Annotated in this window: 21 protein-coding genes, 1 tRNA gene and 1 pseudogene; 2 read left to right on the top strand and 21 right to left on the bottom strand. The window is 33.7% G+C overall.

The window, feature by feature from the left end; translation table 11 throughout:
* Positions 1-39 precede the first annotated feature (39 nt).
* Positions 40-186: a Lin0512 family protein gene (locus THEBR_RS11755; RefSeq protein WP_083767548.1), complete on the bottom strand. Its 147-nt coding sequence runs from the start codon at positions 184-186 to the stop codon at positions 40-42.
* A gap of 197 nt (positions 187-383) precedes the next feature.
* Here THEBR_RS11755 and THEBR_RS12375 point away from each other — a divergent pair.
* Positions 384-1,628: pseudogene (locus THEBR_RS12375) on the top strand (transposase).
* A 913-nt stretch (positions 1,629-2,541) separates the two neighbouring features.
* Positions 2,542-3,585 carry an IS30 family transposase gene (locus THEBR_RS04340; RefSeq protein WP_011025138.1) on the top strand — a complete coding sequence of 348 codons (1,044 nt, stop codon included), beginning with the start codon at positions 2,542-2,544 and terminating at the stop codon, positions 3,583-3,585.
* Between the two features lie 163 nt (positions 3,586-3,748).
* Here THEBR_RS04340 and THEBR_RS04335 read toward each other — a convergent pair whose 3' ends face one another.
* The 20 genes from THEBR_RS04335 to THEBR_RS04240 all read right to left on the bottom strand — a co-directional run bounded on the left by THEBR_RS04335 (position 3,749) and on the right by THEBR_RS04240 (position 22,456).
* Positions 3,749-4,756: a CdaR family transcriptional regulator gene (locus tag THEBR_RS04335; RefSeq protein WP_012269197.1), complete on the bottom strand. Its 1,008-nt coding sequence runs from the start codon at positions 4,754-4,756 to the stop codon at positions 3,749-3,751.
* A gap of 40 nt (positions 4,757-4,796) precedes the next feature.
* Complete coding sequence (locus tag THEBR_RS04330; RefSeq protein ID WP_009052497.1) at positions 4,797-6,416, bottom strand: acyl-CoA dehydratase activase; 1,620 nt, start codon at positions 6,414-6,416, stop codon at positions 4,797-4,799.
* A 22-nt stretch (positions 6,417-6,438) separates the two neighbouring features.
* The gene (locus THEBR_RS04325; protein WP_012269196.1) at positions 6,439-7,689 is read right to left on the bottom strand and encodes a 2-hydroxyacyl-CoA dehydratase subunit D; all 1,251 of its coding nucleotides are present in this window, start codon (positions 7,687-7,689) and stop codon (positions 6,439-6,441) included.
* 427 nt (positions 7,690-8,116) lie between these two features.
* A tRNA-Pro gene (locus THEBR_RS04320) sits at positions 8,117-8,192 on the bottom strand.
* A gap of 54 nt (positions 8,193-8,246) precedes the next feature.
* A complete protein-coding gene (gene spoIVA, locus THEBR_RS04315) occupies positions 8,247-9,725 on the bottom strand; it encodes a stage IV sporulation protein A (protein ID WP_006570266.1) in 1,479 nt (492 codons plus the stop codon).
* A gap of 121 nt (positions 9,726-9,846) precedes the next feature.
* Entirely contained in the window at positions 9,847-10,839 is a 993-nt protein-coding gene (locus THEBR_RS04310) for an NAD(P)H-dependent glycerol-3-phosphate dehydrogenase (protein ID WP_012269195.1), read from the bottom strand.
* A gap of 15 nt (positions 10,840-10,854) precedes the next feature.
* Entirely contained in the window at positions 10,855-11,451 is a 597-nt protein-coding gene (gene plsY, locus THEBR_RS04305) for a glycerol-3-phosphate 1-O-acyltransferase PlsY (protein WP_003867956.1), read from the bottom strand.
* 19 nt (positions 11,452-11,470) lie between these two features.
* Positions 11,471-12,790 carry a ribosome biogenesis GTPase Der gene (gene der / locus THEBR_RS04300; protein ID WP_003867955.1) on the bottom strand — a complete coding sequence of 440 codons (1,320 nt, stop codon included), beginning with the start codon at positions 12,788-12,790 and terminating at the stop codon, positions 11,471-11,473.
* 5 nt (positions 12,791-12,795) lie between these two features.
* Positions 12,796-14,112, bottom strand: a complete 1,317-nt coding sequence (locus THEBR_RS04295) for a DUF512 domain-containing protein (protein WP_012269194.1) — start codon at positions 14,110-14,112, stop codon at positions 12,796-12,798.
* A 58-nt stretch (positions 14,113-14,170) separates the two neighbouring features.
* Positions 14,171-14,635, bottom strand: a complete 465-nt coding sequence (locus THEBR_RS04290) for a DUF3189 family protein (RefSeq protein WP_003867953.1) — start codon at positions 14,633-14,635, stop codon at positions 14,171-14,173.
* A 12-nt stretch (positions 14,636-14,647) separates the two neighbouring features.
* Positions 14,648-15,079 carry a DUF3189 family protein gene (locus THEBR_RS04285; protein WP_003867952.1) on the bottom strand — a complete coding sequence of 144 codons (432 nt, stop codon included), beginning with the start codon at positions 15,077-15,079 and terminating at the stop codon, positions 14,648-14,650.
* Between the two features lie 9 nt (positions 15,080-15,088).
* On the bottom strand, positions 15,089-15,292 hold the full coding sequence (locus tag THEBR_RS04280; RefSeq protein ID WP_003867951.1) for a capping complex subunit for YIEGIA: 204 nt from the start codon (positions 15,290-15,292) through the stop codon (positions 15,089-15,091).
* A 9-nt stretch (positions 15,293-15,301) separates the two neighbouring features.
* Complete coding sequence (locus THEBR_RS04275) at positions 15,302-16,207, bottom strand: YIEGIA family protein (RefSeq protein WP_003867950.1); 906 nt, start codon at positions 16,205-16,207, stop codon at positions 15,302-15,304.
* Positions 16,204-17,349, bottom strand: coding sequence for a stage II sporulation protein P (spoIIP, locus tag THEBR_RS04270; protein ID WP_012269193.1), 1,146 nt, complete (start codon positions 17,347-17,349; stop codon positions 16,204-16,206). Before spoIIP ends, THEBR_RS04275 begins: the two co-directional genes overlap by 4 nt.
* Complete coding sequence (locus tag THEBR_RS04265; RefSeq protein WP_003867948.1) at positions 17,327-18,031, bottom strand: DUF1614 domain-containing protein; 705 nt, start codon at positions 18,029-18,031, stop codon at positions 17,327-17,329. The genes spoIIP and THEBR_RS04265 overlap by 23 nt, the downstream gene beginning before the upstream one ends.
* Before the next feature lie 101 nt (positions 18,032-18,132).
* A complete protein-coding gene (gene phoU / locus THEBR_RS04260) occupies positions 18,133-18,786 on the bottom strand; it encodes a phosphate signaling complex protein PhoU (RefSeq protein ID WP_012268757.1) in 654 nt (217 codons plus the stop codon).
* A 14-nt stretch (positions 18,787-18,800) separates the two neighbouring features.
* Positions 18,801-19,550: a phosphate ABC transporter ATP-binding protein PstB gene (gene pstB, locus THEBR_RS04255; protein ID WP_012269192.1), complete on the bottom strand. Its 750-nt coding sequence runs from the start codon at positions 19,548-19,550 to the stop codon at positions 18,801-18,803.
* 41 nt (positions 19,551-19,591) lie between these two features.
* Positions 19,592-20,479, bottom strand: coding sequence for a phosphate ABC transporter permease PstA (gene pstA, locus THEBR_RS04250; RefSeq protein ID WP_003867944.1), 888 nt, complete (start codon positions 20,477-20,479; stop codon positions 19,592-19,594).
* Positions 20,476-21,375, bottom strand: coding sequence for a phosphate ABC transporter permease subunit PstC (gene pstC, locus THEBR_RS04245; RefSeq protein WP_003867943.1), 900 nt, complete (start codon positions 21,373-21,375; stop codon positions 20,476-20,478). The genes pstA and pstC overlap by 4 nt, the downstream gene beginning before the upstream one ends.
* A 196-nt stretch (positions 21,376-21,571) precedes the next feature.
* Positions 21,572-22,456, bottom strand: a complete 885-nt coding sequence (locus tag THEBR_RS04240; RefSeq protein ID WP_012269191.1) for a phosphate ABC transporter substrate-binding protein — start codon at positions 22,454-22,456, stop codon at positions 21,572-21,574.
* Between the last annotated feature and the right edge of the window lie 14 nt (positions 22,457-22,470).

Genomic DNA, 22,470 nt, shown 5'->3' with positions numbered 1-22,470 from the left:
ATACCCGTTTCTTTTCCAAACAGTTCAGCCATCATGTACTTAAGGTTTCCACCTTTTGCTATTAAATGACCATGCCTTATGAGATATAGCATCCTTTACTGCTTTTTGAGCAGCTTTATTGACATCCTGTCCATGTAAATCTACTCCATATCCAAACTCCACTACATATCTTTTAATAAATATCACCTCCTTTCTGACAAAAGTATAGACTTATGCAAAATTCAAGAGCTTTTATTTAAGCGATTCTGCAGACATACTTTTTCCTATCGCTCTTGAATTTTTTATCTTTTATGTACGATTTTCCCTCTCATTTGTCGAATTATCATATACACAGCATGAAAATATTTTTAAGTAGGAGGAAATCCTACATGTACCAGCTTTAATTGCTTTTAAATATACCTGAAATCTTTACTTTTCAGTCTAAAATTGATTTCTATTCTTCTATGTTTAAAAATCTAGACTTGTCTTCAATATCTGAATTTCCTCCCTCTAATCATGGACGTAAAGGTTATTCTCATCATGCAATGTTTAGAGCTTTTGTTGTTATAAAAGCTGAAAGATTCGGTACAATTTCTGATCTCCTGGATTATCTCCGCAATAATCTTATCATTGCTCATCTTTGTGGCTTCAATATTTTTAAAACATCTTCCTTCTTATTGGACTTTCCGCCGTTTTATTAATGAGTTCTCTCATGATTATTTGAGCTCTATCTTTCAAAATCAGGTCAATATCCTCAAAAATATGGGCATCATCTCCGGTGAGTTTATTTCCATGGACTCTACCCCTATTAAAGCTAATACTAAGTTAAATAACCCTAAGTCTTTTTCTAAAAATAAATTCTCTAAAGATAATCAGCCTAAGTCTGATAAAGATTGTAAATTAGGCGTTTATTCTGCTTCTAATGATTCAAGTTTTATTGGGGCTATAAAAATCATATTATTGTTGATGCTATCTCTTTATACCTATCGCTGAAACTACTACTCCCGCTGATGTCCCCGATTTTGAAGTTGCTTTGTCTTTACTTGAAAAGACTAATAAGTGGTTTAACCTTAAGTATGTTAATTTTATTGCCGATAAGGGGTATGATGTTAAGAGAGTTTATAATTATGTTAGAAATACTCTCCATGGTCATTGTTTTATTCCTCGAAACTGGCGTAATTCTAAAAATCTCCCACTGACTGATGATTGTTATATGGTTTATGAAGCGGGTATTAAAATGCTCAAAGACGGCAAGCAGTATTTTGATGGTTTTATTAAGCAAAAATTTGTTTGCAAGTTATATAATTCTAAAGATGACTCTGCCTGCCCTATAAAGCATCCTAAATATTTTAATGGCAAAAAGCATAGAGGCTGTACTAACTATGCTATTATATCTTCTGATTATAGGTCTTCTATTAATAGAGACTCCCTATATTTTAAGGCTATCTATAGACTAAGAGTAGAATCAGAAAGATAAATTTAGATTTAAAGCTCTGGATTTTGAAAAAGCTTATGTTAGAAATATTAATTCTGTCAGCAACCTTAATACTTTTGGCCATATTACTTTGCTTACTGTCGCTATTGTAGCTATTAAACTGGGTAAATTTGATGAGTTTAAGTCCCTTGTTGGTCTGATGCAATCGGCTTAACTTTTGCTGAATTTAGTTCATGCCACTTTTTAACATTTGACTTCTACAGGATATTTATGCCCTTTTTTAGCTCTTCTTTTTGTCTTTTCTTTTCCCTTATCCCTTACTTTATCAGCCTTGATTACTATATATTGACATATTCTGACTTTTAATTATAATTGAAATTAAACTTTCCCTTAAATTAAAATAATTAGTTCTTTTGTGTTTATCATCCCCTGGGCAATACAAAATACCATCTTATTAAATTTTTCTTTCCTAATGGCAATGGTTCCTACATTAAAACATAACAAAGATATTGAGACGGGTGACATTTATTATGATTTAAACAAATAAATATTTCAAAGTGTTCATCACTCTGTTAAACAAATGTTTTCAGGTAGTTCTAATTAAAAATAAATTTCATGAAGAGAACATTCTTTAAGAGGATTGAAAGTATATAAAGACTTCTTTTGGGCAACTAATAGGTGTATAATTGACCCCTCTAAAGGATAGGTCAAAGATTAGTCTTTACAGTAGGACAATCAGTAAGGTCTAGATTAAGAAAGTTAGAATAAGTTAAGTTAAAACCATTGAAAGTGGATCAATTTTAATCCGCTATTGATATTATTGTCTTTTTAACCTACCCAAATAGGAGGATTTTCAAGTGGAATTAAAATAAAAGCCCCATATACATAGGCAAGGAGTATCAGTGATGTGAGTAGCACCTTGAGCTTCCCCCTCATTTTCTTACCCCCTCTCAACTATCTACCCTCTTGCCTTTATTATAACATAAGAAAATAAAAATGCAATATATTTTTTATTTTTTTATGGTTAGTTGTATAATTAAATGCAACAGATAAAAGAATAGAAACCATAGTGAAAATCGTGTATGATATAGGTGTCAACTAAACATCATACAAGGAGGATTTTCACTATGGTTCATAATAATGATACCACAAAAAAGCGTTCTTTTAAACACTTAAGTAGCTATGAACGAGGAGAAATCTATGCATTACTCAAAGAAGGAAGAAGTATTCGGTATATTGCTAAAAAACTTAATCGATCTCCAAGCACTATAAGCCGTGAAATTAAACGTGGAACTACTACACAACTTAGAAGTGATTTATCTTCTTATACAAGCTATTTTCCTGAAACCGGTCAAGCTATCTACGAAAAAAATCGCTCAAATTGCGGAGCTAAATTTAAAGTAGCTAAAGCAGAAGATTTTTTGAAATATGCTGAAAATAAAATATTAAATGAAAAATGGTCACCAGATGCAGTTGTAGGCTATTGTAAAAAAGACCCAAGCTGGAATAATAAAACTATTGTTTGTACTAAAACACTGTACAACTATATAGATAGAGGATTATTAAAAGTTAAAAACATTGATTTACCTTTAAAACTACGTTTAAAACCAAGAAAGAAACAAAATCGTAAAAATAAACGTATTATGGGTAAAAGTATTGATTTTAGGCCTAAAGAAGTTGAAAGCCGTGAAGTTTTTGGGCATTGGGAAATAGATACGTTAATTGGCAAGAAATCTAATGACAAGGTCCTTTTAACATTAATAGAGCGTAAGACTCGCCATGAAATAATATTCTTATTAGATGCAAAAGACAATAAATCTGTTAAAGATGCATTATCAAAATTAAAAGATATGTTTGGTGACAATTTAAGCAAGGTCTTTAAAACAATAACATCTGATAATGGTACAGAGTTTAGTGATTTAGAAAGTGCTCTTTTAGAATATGGCGTAGAAGTATATTATACACATCCATATTCATCTTGGGAAAGAGCTACAAATGAACGACATAACGGTCTTATACGACGTTTCATCCCTAAAGGTAAAAGTATTAAAGATTTATCTATAGATACGATAAAGAGAGTAGAAAACTGGCTTAATAACCTTCCACGAAAATTGTTAAATTACAAAACGCCTAAGGAATACTTTTATGAAGAGCTGGCAAAAATCTGTTAAGCCCATCCATTATAAAGTTTAGAGCTCGTTCGTGATTTGTCAAGGGGCAGGCTTCGCCTGACTTTAACCCTTGACAAATCACGACCTTCGCTCAACTTGTTAACTAAGATGGGCTTAAGGTTATATATGATTTGTTCCAAATCCTATATCTACATGATTTTCATTAGGTGTTGCATTTAATATTGCAATTTATAAAATAAACTTTAATAGTGTTTATTATATCTTTGTTTTTCGAATTTAAAATATCTTTATACTCTTCAAAGAATATTATGCTATCATTGATGGATAAGCTGTGAATCAATAGTTCTATTTTATAATCTTTAAAATCTAAAATATCTTTGTCAATCTTTCTCCCAATATCTATTAATTTATTTGCAATTGTAAAAGAAGTATGATAGTTTTTTATATCTTTACAATCTGGACCTATTCCTATGATGCAGGAAAGATTAAATTTCTTTTTAACCCCTTCTTGAAGTTCTTTACAGAAAGGCATAGGGTTTTTAGAGCTCAGCATTATAACAAATCTATCTTCGTTAAAGTTAAAGACTATCTCATCGTGATTTAATTTACTTTTTATAAATTCTACAATGTTTTCCTTTAATTCTTGAATATCTATCTCTTTTAAGTTTTTGGATAAAATAAAATCATTAAAGCCTCTAATATCAGCAACAATTAAACTTCTCTGCTTTTTTATATCAAAGCCTATAAGTTTAGCTCTGCTTTCTAAAATTTTTTCTTCCTCATGCCCTATATTAGGATGATTGAGAATTTCTTTAATGAAACTTACCATTGCTCTTGAATGTAATGTTTCATATTTTTTATTCTCATATTCTTGGACCATAAGCTCAACTAATTCCTTAATTATTCTGCCAAAGCCAATTATTTCTTTTGGTTCACCCGTAATTCCAACAACACCTATTACTTCACCATTATAAAACAAAGGAATGTTTATCCCTTTTTTAGTTCCTTTGTAATATTCTATATTGCTATCATCTATAATAACATCAATCTTTCTCGAGGCTGCAATTTTTGCCCCTTCATGGAAAGAGCCTATCCTTGTAGAATCTCCTGATGCTATAATTACCCCTTTTGTATCCATAATGTTTATATTTTTGCCAAGAATATTCATAAGCCTATTTACAATCTTTTGATAATCCTCATGACTGAGCATAAGCATCCCTCTTAAAAATTAATTGACTATAGTGATACCCTCATTTACCTTCAAGTGAAATTAGCGCTGCTCCAAGTGCTCCAATAATCTGTGGTTCAAATGGAATTATAAGTTTTTCGCCGAGCCTGCTTTCGATGGCATAAACTACTCCCTGATTTTTGGCAACGCCCCCTGTCATCATGTATTTTCCTTTTCTCCCTATTCTGTCGACCAGGGAAATAGCTTTTGAAGCAATGGATTTATTGAGGGCATGTATTATATCCCTCTGGTCCTTATTTTGGGCAATAAGAGATATTACTTCCGATTCTGCAAATACAGTGCACATACTGGTAATCGTGATATTTTCTTTTACTTCCTTATGGACTTTTGCCATTTCTTCTATTGAAATGCCTAACGTTCTCGCCATTACTTCAAGAAACCGGCCTGTCCCTGCTGAACATTTGTCATTCATCACAAAATCAATAACATTGCCGCTGTCATCTAACCTTATCACTTTGCTATCCTGTCCACCTATATCTATAACAGTTCTAATAGCATTGTCTATAAAAAATGCGCCTTTTCCGTGACAGGTAATTTCAGTTATAATTCTATCTGCAAAGGGAATGCTTACTCTTCCATACCCTGTTGCTACTATTGATGTAATATCCTTTTTTTGAAGGCCCGCACTGTTTAAAGCAATTTCAAAAGCTTTAAAAGCACTTTCTAGAGCTTTAGGACCTGTTGGAATAATAGAATATGATATTACGTTTTTGTTTTCGTCGATTATGACTACATTTGTAGAAGTAGAGCCACTATCCACTCCTACAAAATATCCTTTCTTGGCTTTCTGTTTTTCCATCTTTTTTATACCGGTTGATTCCAAAAAAGCATCTATTCTTGTTAAAATCTGTCCGCTATTTGAATCGTTATAGTCAGTTTCAATTTTTAAAAGTGGGATGTCTGCTCTGCTTTTGAGTTCAGCATATTCATAGGAATAAAAATCACAGAACTTTATGGTGTTGTATATTATCCCCTTCAATTCTTTATTGATTAACTTGCTTCGATCTTCTGCCATTCTCATACAGGGTGTAAAATTAAGAAGCGATTCCGCGTAGCTTTTTAATAAATTATCTTTTGCTTCAATATTGAATACTCTTTCTTCACCTGTGCAGGTAAAATTTATTACGTTTGCTGTACAAGAATTTCTGATTTTTTCTATAACATCATCTTTAAGCCTCGCACCTAATATAGCAATGCTTTCAGCGGATTCTTCTTTATTAAAAGACTTGCTTTCTAGAATTTTTAGCAAACTCTCTTCATCAAAACTCTTGTTTTTAAAGGCCTGATACGCTTCTATAAATTCAATTATTTCATTGTAAAAAAGATCTATTGCGAGAAGATCTTTTTTTCTGGGGAGGTCTAGAAGATGGATAAATTTTACTTTATCTTTTAACACATCATAAAGTCTTTTTATACTATCACAACAGGCAGTTAATACAACCTCTTCAATATTATTTTCAATTATATTTTCCAAAACCCCTTTTGCAAAGCTGCACATATTTGAATGAATCAGTGCTTCAGCACGCTCATGAGACTTATATCCTGGATCAAGTCTTACCGGTTTTTCTCCAAAAGCTTCGATTATTTCTACAGGCGTGTATTTGCAAATGTACCCTATCAATTTTTCACCTCCAGAAGGATTACTAGAGCATTTCAAGAAAGGCTTCGAGCCTCGTCCTATTCTGTCCCTCTTGATTATTTCTTTTGTCTACACAATCCCCATCTAAATAAAGAAATGGAATACCCAATTCTGAAGCAAGATTTTTAATTATAAACGTTCCACCCATCGACTGTTTACAGCCCAAATGACAAAACTGTATAATGCCGTCCGGTTTTATTTTTTCTATCAGTTCTCTGATTCTTGCAACTTTTCTATTTATTTCACCATTAAAAGAGTTTAAGATAAGCTTTTCAGCAATTCCCTTGAATGGGTCGTTTTCATCAATTTCCTCAAGAAAATCATAATTTAAATCACTACCAGCAATGTGAAATTTATCGTTGAAATTAAAGTAATCTTTAAAATTTTTCTCAAACATAGGAAGAAGGTGTATAAAAAATATGCTTTTTCCACTTCTTTCAGGAGCTCTTTTTATATCCTCCACTAACATCTCATAAAAATGCAATACTTCCTTGCTTCCAATGAATACATGGGATGCAAAAAGCATATACATTTCAAAGGTCATAGTAGGTAAAAATCTTTTTTCTCCCGCATAATTTAAATACTCTCTCATAAGTGCTCTTGTTTTATTTTCCGTTTTTACGACTTCCCTCAATTTATCAGTATCAAGCTTTCTGTTAAAGACTTCCTCAAGCTTTTCCGCCACTTCTAAAAGTTGTTTTTTTACATACACTACAGCGTCTTTAGAATATTTGTAGGGAATATCAATAATGTACAGTGGAACCCCGTGCTTTTTTGAAAGATACTTGAAAGTAGGTATATTCGCATCACAGATCATGGAAGTAGTCATCATAAATTTAGGTTTTTTGAGAATATTAAGCTCACTGGCTCCTATAAAAGTTTTATGGTAACTGCATAAAGTATTTGACATGCCTCTCGATTCGGCAGTATCGACGAGATAATCTTCGATGAAGAAGCCTGACATGAAAGAAGAATATGCTTCAATAAATAAGGGTTTTATGTCCATAGCAATCAAAAATTCAGAGGGTGCAAAGAGGTTTACCCAAGCAGAATTTTGAGGATTTGCTAAAGAATCTTTTATGCTTTTTATAGAGTATTTATTTAGGTAATTAAGAGATTTGGGAATCCTCTTGTCTTTGAAAAAGCTCACATAATAATAAGCAGCGGTAAGACCAAAGTTTATTAGCTTATTTACTTTTTCCGGTCTATCCATATTCTCTTTTATAATATTGGTATAAATCCTTATTGTATCCATTTTATCACTACCCCATAAACTCCCCTTCCTCACAGAAGTGGTTTTTTCTCCAGTTGATATTTATTTCTCATCTCCTAGATAATTTGTTTTGCCCTTTCCCTAAGCATTCTTTCTTCTTCATTCTCAGGCTCAGGTAAGGTAACATTATGCGGCGCTGGCCTTCCATTCTCATCTACATGAATAAAAGTAGCAAAGCCTAAGATGCGCAATACTTATTTCGTTCATCATTTTAGTCTCCTTTAAATTAATTCTAAATGCAAAATCCTTTAATTCAATATTACCACAGTTTTTAAAATTTTGCATATGTTACGTTTACTAATTAATGTTTTCACTAAAAAGTTTTTAAATCCCTGTATAAAAAATCTTTAAAATAAAAATCGCCTACCTCCTTTTCATTTAGAGGTAAGCGGTACTATGCTGTAAACACTGGTCTGAGTGGGGGGACTTGAACCCCCGGCCTCCAGAACCCCATTCTGGCGCGCTACCAGCTGCGCCACACCCAGAAAGAAACTATGTTCAGCTTTTATTATAAACGAGATAAAAGAAAAAATCAATAGTTAAATGATTATAAAGATTATTCCGCCTCCGCTGTCATTCACTACTCTTTCTAATGTATCTCTCAGTTTATGACTTAAGTTTTCGGGAATGGTGCCAATCTTGTTTTGCATTCCCTCTTTTACAAGGTCACTCAAGGTCTTGCCAAAAATGTTAGATTCCCAAATTTTTTCTGGATCGCTCTCAAACTGTTCTGTCAAATATTTTACAAAATCTTCACTTTGCTTTTCTGTTCCTACAACTGGCGATACTTCTGCCGTAATATCAGTTCTAAATATGTGATATGAAGGAGCAGAAGCTCTAAGCCTTACCGCAAATCTCCCACCTTGCCTTACTATTTCGGGTTTTTCAAACTTCATGTCATCAAGGCTTGCAGGTACCACTCCTACACCTGTTTTTTCAGCTTGTAAAAAAGCATCTTTAACTCTATCATACTGTCTTTTTGCATAAGCCAATTCTCTCATCATTGTCATTAATTCTTTATCACCCTGAATTTCAAGTCCGCTTTCATCACTTAATATCTTAAAGAATAAGCCTTCCTGGGTTTTTATTTCAACATTTGCACAGCCTTCACCTGGAGTTATCTTCTTTATAAACACCTCAGAAAAGTTTTCATTTGCTTTAAGACCACCAACTAACTTAGGTATATCTCTTAATCTAAACAAATCTTTTATGTTTTCTTTTACTGTTTCCATTATATTTTGCTTAAGCCAATGACTTTTATCAAGAGCATCTACCCATTTAGGCAAATCAATTGCAATCTCCCGTATGGGAAATTCAAATAAGACTTTTTCCAAAATTGCATGAATGTCTGGTATTTCCATTTTAAGTACATTTAAAACAACAACAGGTACATCGTATTTTTTCTCTAATTCTTTTGCTAAATTAATTGTTTCGGGACTTTGAGGATCAGTTGTATTTAGCACTATTATAAAAGGTTTATTCAATTCTTTTAATTCTTTTACTACCCTTTCTTCTGCTGCTACATAATTTTCTCGCGGTATGTCGGTTATGCTTCCATCAGTGGTCATCACTAATCCTATTGTAGAATGGTCATTTATGACTTTTTTTGTTCCTATTTCTGCCGCTTCCTCAAAAGGTATTTCATAATCATACCAAGGAGTAGACACCATACGTGGCTTATCCCCTTCCATGTATCCCAGTGCACCTTTGACCATATATCCTACACAATCTACTAATCTCACTTTAAACCTCGTGTTTTCATTAATTGTTATCTCTACCGCTTTTTCAGGAACAAATTTAGGCTCAGTAGTCATTATGGTTTTGCCTGCTGCACTTTGTGGCAATTCATCTTTTATTCTCTCTTTTTGGGGAAGATTTTCTATGTATGGCAGTACTAATATGTCCATAAATCGCTTAATAAAAGTCGATTTACCTGTTCTCACTGGGCCTACTACTCCTATGTAGATATCCCCTTGTGTTCTTTCTGCAATATTTTTATAGATATCGTAGTTTTCCAACCCATTTCCCTCCTTTTTATATCCCCATATCCTTTTCTTCTCACTCATATATATATGCTTTAACAGTACATTTATATGTAAAAAATATTGAAATATAATAAAATCTCCGGAAAACCGGAGATCAAATACCGTGCAATTCATGTTTTTTATCTCTCGTCATAAGGCTATAAACAGCCTCATAGGGATTTTTACCCTCAAAAAGTATGGAATAAATTTCTTTAGTTATTGGCATTTCTATTTTATTAATTTGAGAAAGTCTGTAGGCGGATTTTGTAGTATTAACTCCTTCTACTACCATTCCTATCTCTTTTAATGCTTCTTCTAAACTTTTACCTTTACCTATAAGTATCCCTGCTCTTCTATTTCGTGAAAGCATGCTGGTACAAGTGACAATGAGGTCTCCTACACCTGCCAAACCTAAAAACGTCAACGGATCAGAACCTAACGCGACACCCAAACGAGTAATTTCCGCAAGACCTCTTGTCATAAGAGCAGCTTTGGTATTATCGCCAAATCCAAGCCCGTCTGAAATTCCAGCTCCCAAGGCTATAATATTCTTTAATGATCCTCCTAATTCCACTCCCACAACGTCCTTGTTTATATACAACCTAAAGTTTTCATCCATAAAGGCATCTTGCACTATTTCACAGGCTTTAACATTCAAAGAGGCTAAAACACAGGCTGTAGGAATTTGCCTGACTACTTCCTCAGCATGACTAGGACCTGACAAAACAACTACATCATTTGAAAGATATTCTTTTATGACTTCAGACATTCTTTTTAAAGTGGAAGTCTCTATTCCCTTTGCAAGATTTACCACAATAAAGTTTTTATCAACTACCTCTTTTAATTTTTCCGATATCTCTCTCACAGCATGAGAAGGTACTGCGATTACTACTATTTCAGAGTTAGTTACTGCCTCTTTTAAATCAGTAGTAATGGAAATTTCTTGAGGAATATCAACATCAAGATATTTTTTATTGTGACGAGTAGACACAATTTCCTCAAACTGATTTTTATCTCTCAGCCACAATGTAATTTGATGCCCAAGTCGGTTTAAGTGTATCGCTATAGCTGTTCCCCAACTTCCCGCACCTAATACTGATATTTTCATGACCACTTTCCTTTCTCATTTTATTTCCGTCTTTTGTCCCAGCTTGGATTCTGTTCCCGCCAGCAAACGTTTTATATTAGAACGGTGTTGGAAAATTGCTAAAGATGCCAGAATAAGCGAAAATATGAATATTTGTGTTGAATTCCAAAAGATTGCATTTAAAAGCACAAAAGTAACCGACCCTGTTATGGACCCTAAAGATACGTATTTTGTCAAAACAATTACTGTAACCCCAATTGCTAAGGCTATGAGCCCTAAAAGAGGACTTACAGTCATTACAACTCCAACGCTTGTAGCAATTCCTTTTCCACCTCTAAATTTTAAAAACACAGGCCAGTTATGACCGCATACCACTGCTATTCCTGCAATCATAGCACCAGTATTACCCATTAAATACTTACCGATTAATACGGCTATAACTCCTTTTAACACATCCAATGCAAAAACAGGAGCTGCAGCTTTATACCCTAATACTCTTAAAACATTAGTAGCCCCCGCATTTCCACTCCCATAATTGCGAATGTCTATTTTTCGCGTATATTTTGTTAAAATATATGCATTGTTTATGCAACCAATCAAATAAGCAATGATGGCTGTCAAAACAGCGTACATATTTCCCCCCCTTTCCCTTTTAATTTTCCCCTCTTTTTCTCGTAGAAATCACAACAGGTACTCCTTCAAAGCCAAAATTTTGTCTTAATGTATTCTCAATAAATCTTAAATAGGAAAAATGCATAAGCTCAGGTTCATTGACAAATACTACAAAAGAAGGCGGCTTAATTCCTACTTGTGAAGTATAATATACTTTTAATGGTTTGCCCTTATCAGCAGGTGGCGGAAACATAAGCATAGCTTCATTTAGCACATTATTTAAAAGACCAGTAGTAATTCTTTTATTATATTCCTCCCATACTTTATCTACAGTCTCTAAAACTCTGTGTACTCTTTGCCCTGTTTTTGCTGAAATAAATAGTATAGGAGCAAAAGATATAAAAGATAGTTTTTCTCTTACCATCTTAGTATACTCATTAACAGTATTATTATCTTTTTTTATTGCATCCCATTTATTAACAACTATGATGATTCCTTTTCCATTTTCAAACGCATATCCTGCTATTTTAGTGTCCTGTTCTGTTGGACCTTCTGTAGCATCTATCATCAAAAGGCATATATCAGACCTTTCAATTGCAGCTAAAGCTCTTAGTACGCTGTACCTTTCTATAGATTCGCTAATTCTACTTTTTCTACGTATCCCTGCTGTATCAATAAGAACATAGTTCTTCCCATCTTTTGAAAAAGGAGTATCTATTGCATCCCGTGTAGTGCCAGGTATGTTACTGACTATTACCCTTTCTTCCCCTAATATTTTGTTAACTAGTGAGGATTTCCCCACATTAGGTTTGCCAATAACAGCAATTTTAATTGTCTCTTCAGTGTATTCTAACTCTTCCTGTGGCAATTTTTTTACTACTTCGTCTAAAAGTTCTCCGATGCCCAACCCATTTGACGCTGAAATTGGAATGGGATTGCCTAAACCAAGGCTAAAAAAGTCATAATAAGTAGGAGGCATTTCTTTAAAACTGTCCACCTTGTTGCAAACCAAAATAACTTCTTTTTTTGCTCTTCTTAAAATGTTTGCTATTTCTTCATCTTCTGGCATTAAACCTTCTTTTGCATCAACTAAAAATAATATTACGTCGGAAGCATCAATTGCTGCTTCCACTTGTAAACGAACTTTTGAAAAGAGGATATCTTCAGCATTTGGGTCTAATCCTCCTGTGTCTACTAATATAAATTTTTTGTCCAGCCATTCTACATTGCCGTATATTCTATCCCTTGTAACTCCTGGTTTGTCTTCAACAATAGAAATTCTTTTTCCCATAATTTTATTAAAAAGAGTAGATTTACCCACGTTTGGTCTACCTACAATACTTACCATTGCTCCTGCCATATCTATCACCTTCCACTCTGTATCCTTTGTAAAAATTTTCTCCCATCGACTTCAGAAACTATAACTTTTGTCCCCAGTTCTCTTTCTATTTCTTCAACAGTAGTATCATCAAGAAAAACATTTGAACTTTCCTTTAACATGACATCGGGAATAACTAAAACTTCCTCATTTATTTTACCTTTTAATTGGTTTATTATATCTTTCCCCACCACAAGTCCAGCTACTGTGATATTGTGACCAAAAAACTCATTGTGTATCTTCTCCACTTTTACATTAAACCCTGTTTTTCTTAATTCTTTCGCTACTTCTTCCATAAAATTATAGGCAGCTATTCCTGTAACAATAAGGTAAGGGGTGGTGTTTATATTTTTCCCTTTATTCGCTTTTAATCTTTTTAGACTCCTTTCAAATTGATGTTTAAACAATGCCATAAGTCCTACGCCATTTTCTATTTGAGGGAACCCCTCGTAATAATAATAAGAAGGTATAGTAACACCTGCCATCACATAAAACTCATCTGATAAAAAAACAAAAGAAGAACCTAATTCTTTCTTTAATTTCTTTTGCCATGAAGACACTTGTTCGACTACATTTTTAGCTTCTTCTTTGGTAAATGTCCTAAGTTTATAAAGTCTCTCTCTGTGGTCTGTAAGTCCTACTGGAACAACTGCTATTGATTTTACTCCTGGATACAAGCTCGACAAATCCTTGATAGTTCTGTCAAGAATTTTACCATCATTTATTTCTGGACATAATACGATTTGACCATGTACCTCAATTCCGTTCTCAACAAGTTTTTTTAATTTATCCATTATACCTTTTGCATTCGGGTTATTTATCATTTTCACTCTTACATCATCATCAGTGGCATGAATTGAAACATATAAGGGAGAGAGCTTATATTTTATTACCCTGGCAATTTCCTCTTCACTCATATTAGTCATAGTAATAAAATTACCTTGTAAAAAGGAAAACCTATAATCGTCATCCTTAAATAAAAGAGATTTGCGGACTCCTTTAGGTAACTGGTCAATAAAGCAAAAAATACACTTATTTCTACAATGTTTTGGCCTGTCAATTATTTCTTCTTCAAAGACTAACCCTAAATCCTCATCATAGTCTTTTTCCACTTCAAAAATATATCTTTCTCCTGTAGCCTTTTCAATTTCTAATTGTATAAACTCATTTGACACTTCATATCGATAATCTATTATATCAATTATTTCTTTTCCGTTTAATGTAATGAGTTTGTCTCCTTTTTGTATATCTAAATCCCATGCTATACTTCCTTTTATTACATCTTTTATATTTATTTTATGCATATTTTTCCTCCTAAATTAACTCCTCTCTTTTCAATTATGAATTAATCCTATCAATACGTCAAGACCTTATTTGCAACTTTGTTTTAATATCTGTTACTAATTTTACGAAATTGTTGTATTTTTTCAATATACCATATACCGTTATAGGCCTACCTAAAAAGATAATTCCTAAGCGCCTTGACGTAATACCTCCAATCTTTGTAGTAAGTCCTATGGTAGGAAGTGCATCTACGACTAATATATCTTTTTCAGAAATTCCATATAAAGACAAAAAACTGTAAATAGCTTTTGTCACTATTTCTCGCCCATTTCTCGCACCGACAATGTACACATAGTTTCCAAATTCATCCTTACCCATATAAAAAAGAGTGCCAATTTCATCGTTGGAAGTTTTATCATAATGAGGAAGAGAAACAATTTCTTCATAAGTAGGCACTCTGTCAATAGGTAAAAGTCCTATGTGTATAGAAGCAGCTACAACAGAAGAGTGAGCACTTCCATAACACATATATACAATAATCACAAACCTACCACCTCATAGTATTTTTTTATATCTCTCTACAAATCTTTTTATATTCTTGTGTCTCATCAAATAGTAATTATATAAAAAATTGTCTATAGTTTGTGTTAGTATTTTCTTACCTCTTAGATTCATCAGCACTTTAAAAAAAATTACATCATAGTGGGAAGTGTCTATAAAAATTATATCTTCTTTTATTTTAAAAACTTCCATCAAATCATACAAAGTTTTCTTGATATTTTCACTAAAATTTTTCATTCCTATTATGAAGACTTCATTTTGATTATTATCTTTCCCAATAAATCTCATTTGTCCATAATCAACTTGAAACAAAAAAGGAATTTTAAAAAATTCCTCTTTTTCAATTTTGGATTTGTCATTTAAATGAAGATATGCACATATAGGAGAAGAATAGCACCCATAATAGCTATAATACACTACTTTCATAGATACCACCTAATATTGTTTAACTAAAATAAATACTCCATTTTCAAGGTCGTGAACGGCTGCCTTAAAAATTCTGCTCAAATACATAGAAAGCTTTTGCTGTTCTTCTTCATTTTCTACATAAATGATGGGTGCAGTACCACTTGAGACATTGTCTTTTGCTTTTCTTAAAGCTACTATTGCTATTATATATCCTGTAACATGTACTTCCATTCTATCACCTCAATTGAAAGCTTTTCTCGCGCCCCTTGACTTTGAAGGATACTTTCTTACAGTTTCAATTGCTGGCACATTCTTTATAATTTCCACAAATGCATCTATATCAGGCTTCATCGCTACCATAACCACAATAATATCTCCATTTTCATTGTTGTTCATAGTAAGAGGAGCTAATTCAGGAGTATCAATATTCATTTTTAATCCTAATTGATTAGCAGCTTCATGGAGAATAGCCTGTCTTATTCCTAAGTTATTTATGGAAATTAAACTATCTAACCCTTTCGGACGTATTATAACAGCCATTCCAAATTTCTCTATTATTTCTCTTCCTTCTTTTAGACCTATATCTGCTAAAACCACATCCTCAACGCACAATAAAGGTCCTTTAAAAACAATCTTTGAAGGAAGAACTTCAGCAATATCTCTAATATAAGCGATTTTCATTACATAACGAGACAAATAAATTGCTAATCCTCCCACAATTGTACCTATTATAACACTTTTAGAAAGATAAACTGCCAAAGAAGTAAGAGCAGCTACTGCCATAGCAATATAGTTTCTTGCTTCAAAAATTTTAGCTATATTTTCTATATACGCTGCTCCTCTTGGAACTAATTCTGTTGCTTCCATTTTTTCTAAGCTGGCTCTCTCTATTTCTCTTACTTCTTTAAATTGTTGTGCTGCCAAAGCTAAAAAGGTGACAGCAGTGTACTGTTTTTCAATTAATGCAGGCACAGAAAAAGCTCCTAAAGCCGCTGAAATTATCCCTAAGGTTAAATGAGTCATATAACCTTGAGGATAAGTAGGATACTGCCTATAGTCCACTCTTAAATATATAAAGCGGGCAAGTGTCCCCAAAGCAATTCCACAAACCACAATATTGATATAAAATTCATGATTTATGCTCATGGCTCATCTCCTTTTTTCCGCCTAAACTTACCCAAATAACTTGCAAATTCTTTGCGCGTAGCTTTAGAAAACTTGTGATACATCTCTCGCCCACCAGTACTCAAAAACATGAAAGCTACTGCTGACACTACGACAACTCCAATCAAAACCCATATTCCGGTACCTGCAGCTTTGTTCTGTCCAGGAAGCGGTCTTTGAGCTTTTGTAACAGTACCTACTTGTTTTTGCTCATCTGAACCATAAAGTGCTTTAGTCAATACGTCTGCTATTAAAGAAGCAGAAACTTCTGCTCTTTCTCTTGTATGAGAATAGGTACCAAATTCTAACAATAAAGAGTTTGGAGTCAAATCTTGATTAAAATCTCCTTTTCCAAAAAATATATCCTTGATCATGTTTGGATATGTCTTATCCGCAATAGCTTTTATCCTATAGGCTAATTGCTGATTTGCTTTTAAATTAGGATTGTTTCGTCCTAAGACAATTCTTACGCCTGTAGCATTCTTCCCTGCAATTTTTCGTATATATTCTTCGAGTGGTACTGCATCTCTATGAACATCCAAAAGTAGGTCCGGTTTAAAATCCTTTAAAAGTTTGACCGCTCCAGTTCTTGATCGGCTGTATGCCATAGCATCATGAGGTAGATACAAAGTCCTGTCCACTTTGACTGTGACTCCTTTTGCCTCTAAAGCTTTTTGTAAGGCAGCATCTACTTTGTATATGCCGCCATGTCCATTGATACTTGCAGCACCATCTGAAGGAAGATAGGATTCGTCACTGTGGGTAGAATATATCGCCACTCTTTTTTCACCAGTATTTTCTGTTACTGCCATTGCTTGTAAAATTTCTTCTATATTCACATCTGGAAGTTTTTCTGTTTGCAAATACTTTGCATAAGCTGTATTTTCATTTTTATTCACTTTGAACACTTCATACAATTTATTATCTCCTGATAAATATCTATCCCCCTTATAAACCTCCATTGCAGTTCTGAAAAGCACTTTATTTGTCTTTGCATCATACACTGTGTAATAATCGGGTTGTAATTCAGCCTGCTTCTCTGCATAACTGCTAATAGCAAAAGATAAAAATCCAATAACCAATAAGATTAATATTGTAACTTTATTCATCTTCCTTTTGTTCATTTTTATCACCCTCTTCTTTTTTGTTAGTATCTATCAAGCTGCTAGCCATACCCTCCCTAGGTTCAAGATGCTTTTTAGAAGTACCTCCTTGTATTTTTTCTCTTGTTTCCCCAATTATTTCAGACAAAAACACGGCAATTATCATAGATATAACTACCGAATCAAAAAATCCAGCTCCTCCTATGGATACGGCTCCTCTTGTCCCTGTCAAGTAGTTTGAGACTGCCTGCATTACATTTGCCAGTATTATTCCCATCACCCCTGCAATAAAAGCACTTCTTCTCGAACGTGAAAAAAGATACGCAATTAAACCTCCAACAATACCATAAATATACTTAGGCTCAATAATCATGGCTTCAGGTTCTGCAGGAAGTATTCGCCCTGCAATAAAAACAGCTATTCCTGCAACAATTGATACTACAACTGCATTTACTCTTTCTCTGGTACTTTCTGCTTTCAAAAAAAGATACACACATACTGCTATAGGGATAACAGCTCCACCTATGTTTATAGACACAGTTTTTGTTATAGGAATATTAGGTATTAATGTCCCTATAATCATCCCAATTATCACCAAAAAAGCCCATGTATCTGTCATTTTCATCCTATCTAATACTCTATGGGCAAATCCGAACAAAACGACCAATCCTGTAATAGAAAGCAAAATATAGCTTAATGGCATCAAAATCACTCCCTAACTTTTTTTCTTAAAAATATGTTTTACACAATGCAAAAAAAATATGCAAAAAGCGCTCACTTTTTCGAGTGAGCGCTTTTTGCATTTCAATTTAAATCTATATGTTCACCGGTATCTAGATAAATTACCCATTCACATATATTAGTTGCATGGTCAGCAATTCTTTCAAGATAACGAGCAACAAACAAAAATTGTGTTGCCTGGTCAATGTTTCTAGGGTCTTCCATCATATATGTCAAAAGTTCTCTAAAAATCTGTTTGTAAAGAGCATCTACTATATCGTCTTTTTCGCCAATAGCTCTCGCCAGTTCTAAATCTTGTCGTACATAGGAATCCAAAGACATTTTAACCATTTCTCTTACAATTTCTGCCATTCTTGGAATATCGATTAAAGGTTTTATATAATTTTGATGAGCAATCCTCAACGTAGTCTTTGCTATATCTACTGCATGGTCCGCCATTCTTTCTAAATCTGTAACAATTTTAAGACCCGTCAAAACTATTCTCAAATCTCTTGCAATTGGCTGCTGGGTTACAATAATCTTTGCACACTTATTATCAATTTCTACTTCTATTTTGTCTATTCTGTCATCGTCATCTATAACTTTCTGAGCTAATTCTGTATCATGGTTTACTAAAGAAGCAATAGAATTTGCTATGGCCTCTTCTACAAGGCTACCCATTTTTAAAACATCATAATGAAGTTCTTCTAATTCTTTTTCAAAATGAGTACGATTCACTGTGTCACCTCCTTTTAACCGAATCTTCCAGTAATGTAGTCTTCCGTCCTCTTATCTTTAGGATTATAAAAAACCCTGTCTGTTGGTCCACTTTCAATTAATTCACCATTTAAGAAAAAGGCCGTGTAATCTGACACTCTTCCTGCTTGTTGCATATTATGAGTTACTATTATTATTGTATATTTATTTTTCAACTCATTAATTAATTCCTCAATTTTCATAGTAGAAATAGGATCTAAGGCTGAAGTAGGCTCGTCCATCAAAATTACCTCTGGTTCTACTGCCAATGTCCTAGCAATACAAAGCCTTTGCTGTTGGCCACCAGACAAACTGAGAGCTGATTTGTCGAGCCTATCTTTTACTTCATCCCATAAAGCTGCAGCTTTCAAACTTTTTTCAACAATTTCATTTAACTTTTTTTTGTCTTTTATACCATGAATTCTTGGGCCATAAGCTACATTGTCGTAAACCGTCATAGGAAAAGGATTAGGTTTTTGAAAAACCATTCCTACTCTCTTTCTAAGTTCAATAACATCCACTTCTTTGTATACATCTTGACCATCAAGTAAAACAGTACCACTTATTTTAACTCCCTCAATAAGATCGTTCATCCTATTCAAAGTACGAATAAAGGTAGATTTACCACAACCAGAGGGACCTATAAGTGCCAAAACGCTATTCGCTTCTACATCCAAATTTATTTTTTTGAGGGCTTGGACATCTCCGTAAAACAAGTCTAAATCTTTGACCTGTATTTTTTTCATTTACCAGTCATTCCCCTTCCTATTAGCTATATTATACCATTTTATTTTTCTCCTGTCATTCTTTTATATAATGTATTTCCTAACCATCTAGCAAGAATGTTGAAGATCAATACCATTAGCAATAAAACTGCTGCAGCACCGTCTGCAATCTGTCTTGCATCAGGTGCTAACCCCTCACTATTTACCTTCCAAATATAAACAGCCAAAGTCTCTGCAGGCCTAAAGATATTTAAAGGCGAAGTAGGACTTGAGGGATTTAAGTTTGAAAAATTCAAGGCAGGGCTACTCATGCCTGCAGTATACAACAAAGCAGCAGCTTCTCCAAAAATTCTTCCAGCAGTTAAAATTATTCCTGTTATAATTCCAGGCATTGCAGCAGGCACTACAACTTTTACAATTGTTTGCCATTTAGTAGCACCTAAAGCGTAACTTGCCTCTCTTAAACTATTGGGCACACTTCTAATCGAATCTTCACTTACTCTTGTCATTACAGGAAGATTTAACACCGTAAGAGTAAGAGCTCCTGCAACGAGGGAATAACCCCATCCAGTCATGGTTACAAACACTAAAAGTCCAAAAAGACCTACTACAATAGAAGGCATTGAAGATAAAGTTTCTGCTGACAACCTTATAATTTCCGTTAATAAACCCGGTTTTGCATACTCTGCCATATAGATTCCTGCACCTAAGCCTATGGGAACAGAAATTATCAAAGTTATTATTAATAATTGTAATGAATTAAAAAGCTGTGGCCCTATGCCTCCTCCTGCTTCCATAAATTTTGGAGGGGAAGTTAAAAAATCTATATTCAGTTTAGTTCTCCCTTGATACAATATATAACTTATTAATGAAACCAAAAGCAAGATTAAAAACACAGCAACAACGTAAAAATATATATTCGCTATTTTATCATACAGTTTAGATTTCATTTATACATTCCCCTCCTGCCAACCAATTTAATTACAATGATGAAAGTAAAAGATATCATAAGAAGGAGTAATGCCAAAGACCAAAGGGCATCATTCCACACAGTACCCATTACTGTATTTCCCATGTCCATTGTAATGATAGAAGTTATAGTACTCATAGGTTCTAAAAAAGATTTAGGAATCACTGGTCGATTTCCTATAACCATTTGAACTGCCAAAGCTTCTCCAAAAGCCCTTGCCAGTCCTAATACAATAGCAGTTAAAATTCCCGGTTTCGCTGCAGGAAGAATCACATGTCTTATTGTTTGCCACCTTGTCGCACCGAGAGCATAACTGGCTTCTCTTATCTCCGTAGGTAACGACTTTATAGCATCAGTGCTAACACTGGTAATTGTAGGAAGTGTCATAATCGTGAGAACTAATATACCTGCCAACAAACTAAATCCCAATCCTCCAAAATGTTTACTTATAAAAGGAACTAATACTGTAAGACCAACCCAACCGTACACTACAGAAGGAATGCCTACGAATATTTCAATAGCTGGTTGTAAAATCTTTTGACCTAATTTTTTAGCAATTTCTACCATAAAAATTGCAGAGGAAACTCCAATAGGTGCGCTTATCATAATAGCAAAAACAGACACATATATAGAACCTAATATAAATTGTAATGCCCCTACCGCAGGTACCTCTCTATCAGGCTTCCAGGTAGTAGAAAACAAAAATTCTTTTATAGAGATGCCATCTTTTATAAAAGTGGAAAGACCTTTAGATGCTACAAATAAAAAGAGAGAAACAGTGATAATTATTAATAGCAAAGCAGATATGAAAACGATAGCCTTTCCAAACGAATTAACCAATTTCCGCTTTCTTTCATAATTTTTATCAACTGTCATGTGCTTTCCCCCATTTATGAATTATAAGAAATTATAATGACAATAATGGCACTTCTTTTATAGTATCAACTCTAAAAAAAAAATTCATTAAATTTATGTTAAATATGTGTTAAATCTATGTTAAATCGATATCTATATCTATATATATATTAAAAAAGGAACTGGCATTCATGTCAGCTCCTTTTTTAATTATTTTCTATTTTGTTTTCATCTCACTAACAGGTATAAATCCCACCTTAGGAACAAGTTCTTTTTGTACTTCATCTGACATCATGAAATCTAAGAAAGCTTTAACTGCACCAGTAGGTTCTCCTTTTGTGTACATATGCTCGTATGACCAAATAGGATACTTGCCATCTATTATGTTTTGGGCAGTTGGCTCTACGCCATCATACTTTAGCACTTTTACAGTATCATCAATATATGCCAAACCGATATAGCTAATTGCACCTTTTGTATCTGCTACAGCTTTTTTAACTGCTCCATTAGAATCTTCTGTCAAAGCAAGACCTTCTGCTTCTTCCTGACCTTTTAACACGATCTTCTTAAAAGTTGCTCTTGTGCCCGAACTTGCAGGTCTCAAAATAACTGTTATCTTTTCATCTGACCCGCCAACATCTTTCCAATTTGTTATTTTCCCTGTAAAAATGTCTATTAATTGTTGTTGAGTTAAATTATCAACTGTAACATCTTTATTAACAACTACAGCAAAACCTACAATCGCAACTTTATGATCTACTAAAGATTTGGCTGTGTTGGCATCTAATTTTTCTTCAGCAAAAATATCAGAATTTCCAATATCAATTGCCCCTTGAACTACTTGTGTCAATCCTGTACCACTACCACCGCCTTGCACTGTTATCACTACATTGGGATATTTTTCCATAAACATTTTGGCAGCTTGTTCAGCTAATGGCTGTAACGCTGTAGAACCAGCAATTGTTATCTTACCTGAAAGATTGTCAGTGGTTGTAGTAGAATTATTGCTTTGGGGTTGTTTTGAACCACACGCAGCAAAAGTAAAAAAGCTTGCAATCAACAGTACTGCAATAACAACTTTTGCAAATCGACTCTTTAACATTAAAGCACCTCCAA

It is taken from the genome of Thermoanaerobacter brockii subsp. finnii Ako-1 (assembly GCF_000175295.2).
In the GTDB taxonomy this organism is placed as follows: domain Bacteria; phylum Bacillota; class Thermoanaerobacteria; order Thermoanaerobacterales; family Thermoanaerobacteraceae; genus Thermoanaerobacter; species Thermoanaerobacter pseudethanolicus.
This window is presented reverse-complemented; position numbering and strand designations above follow the sequence as displayed.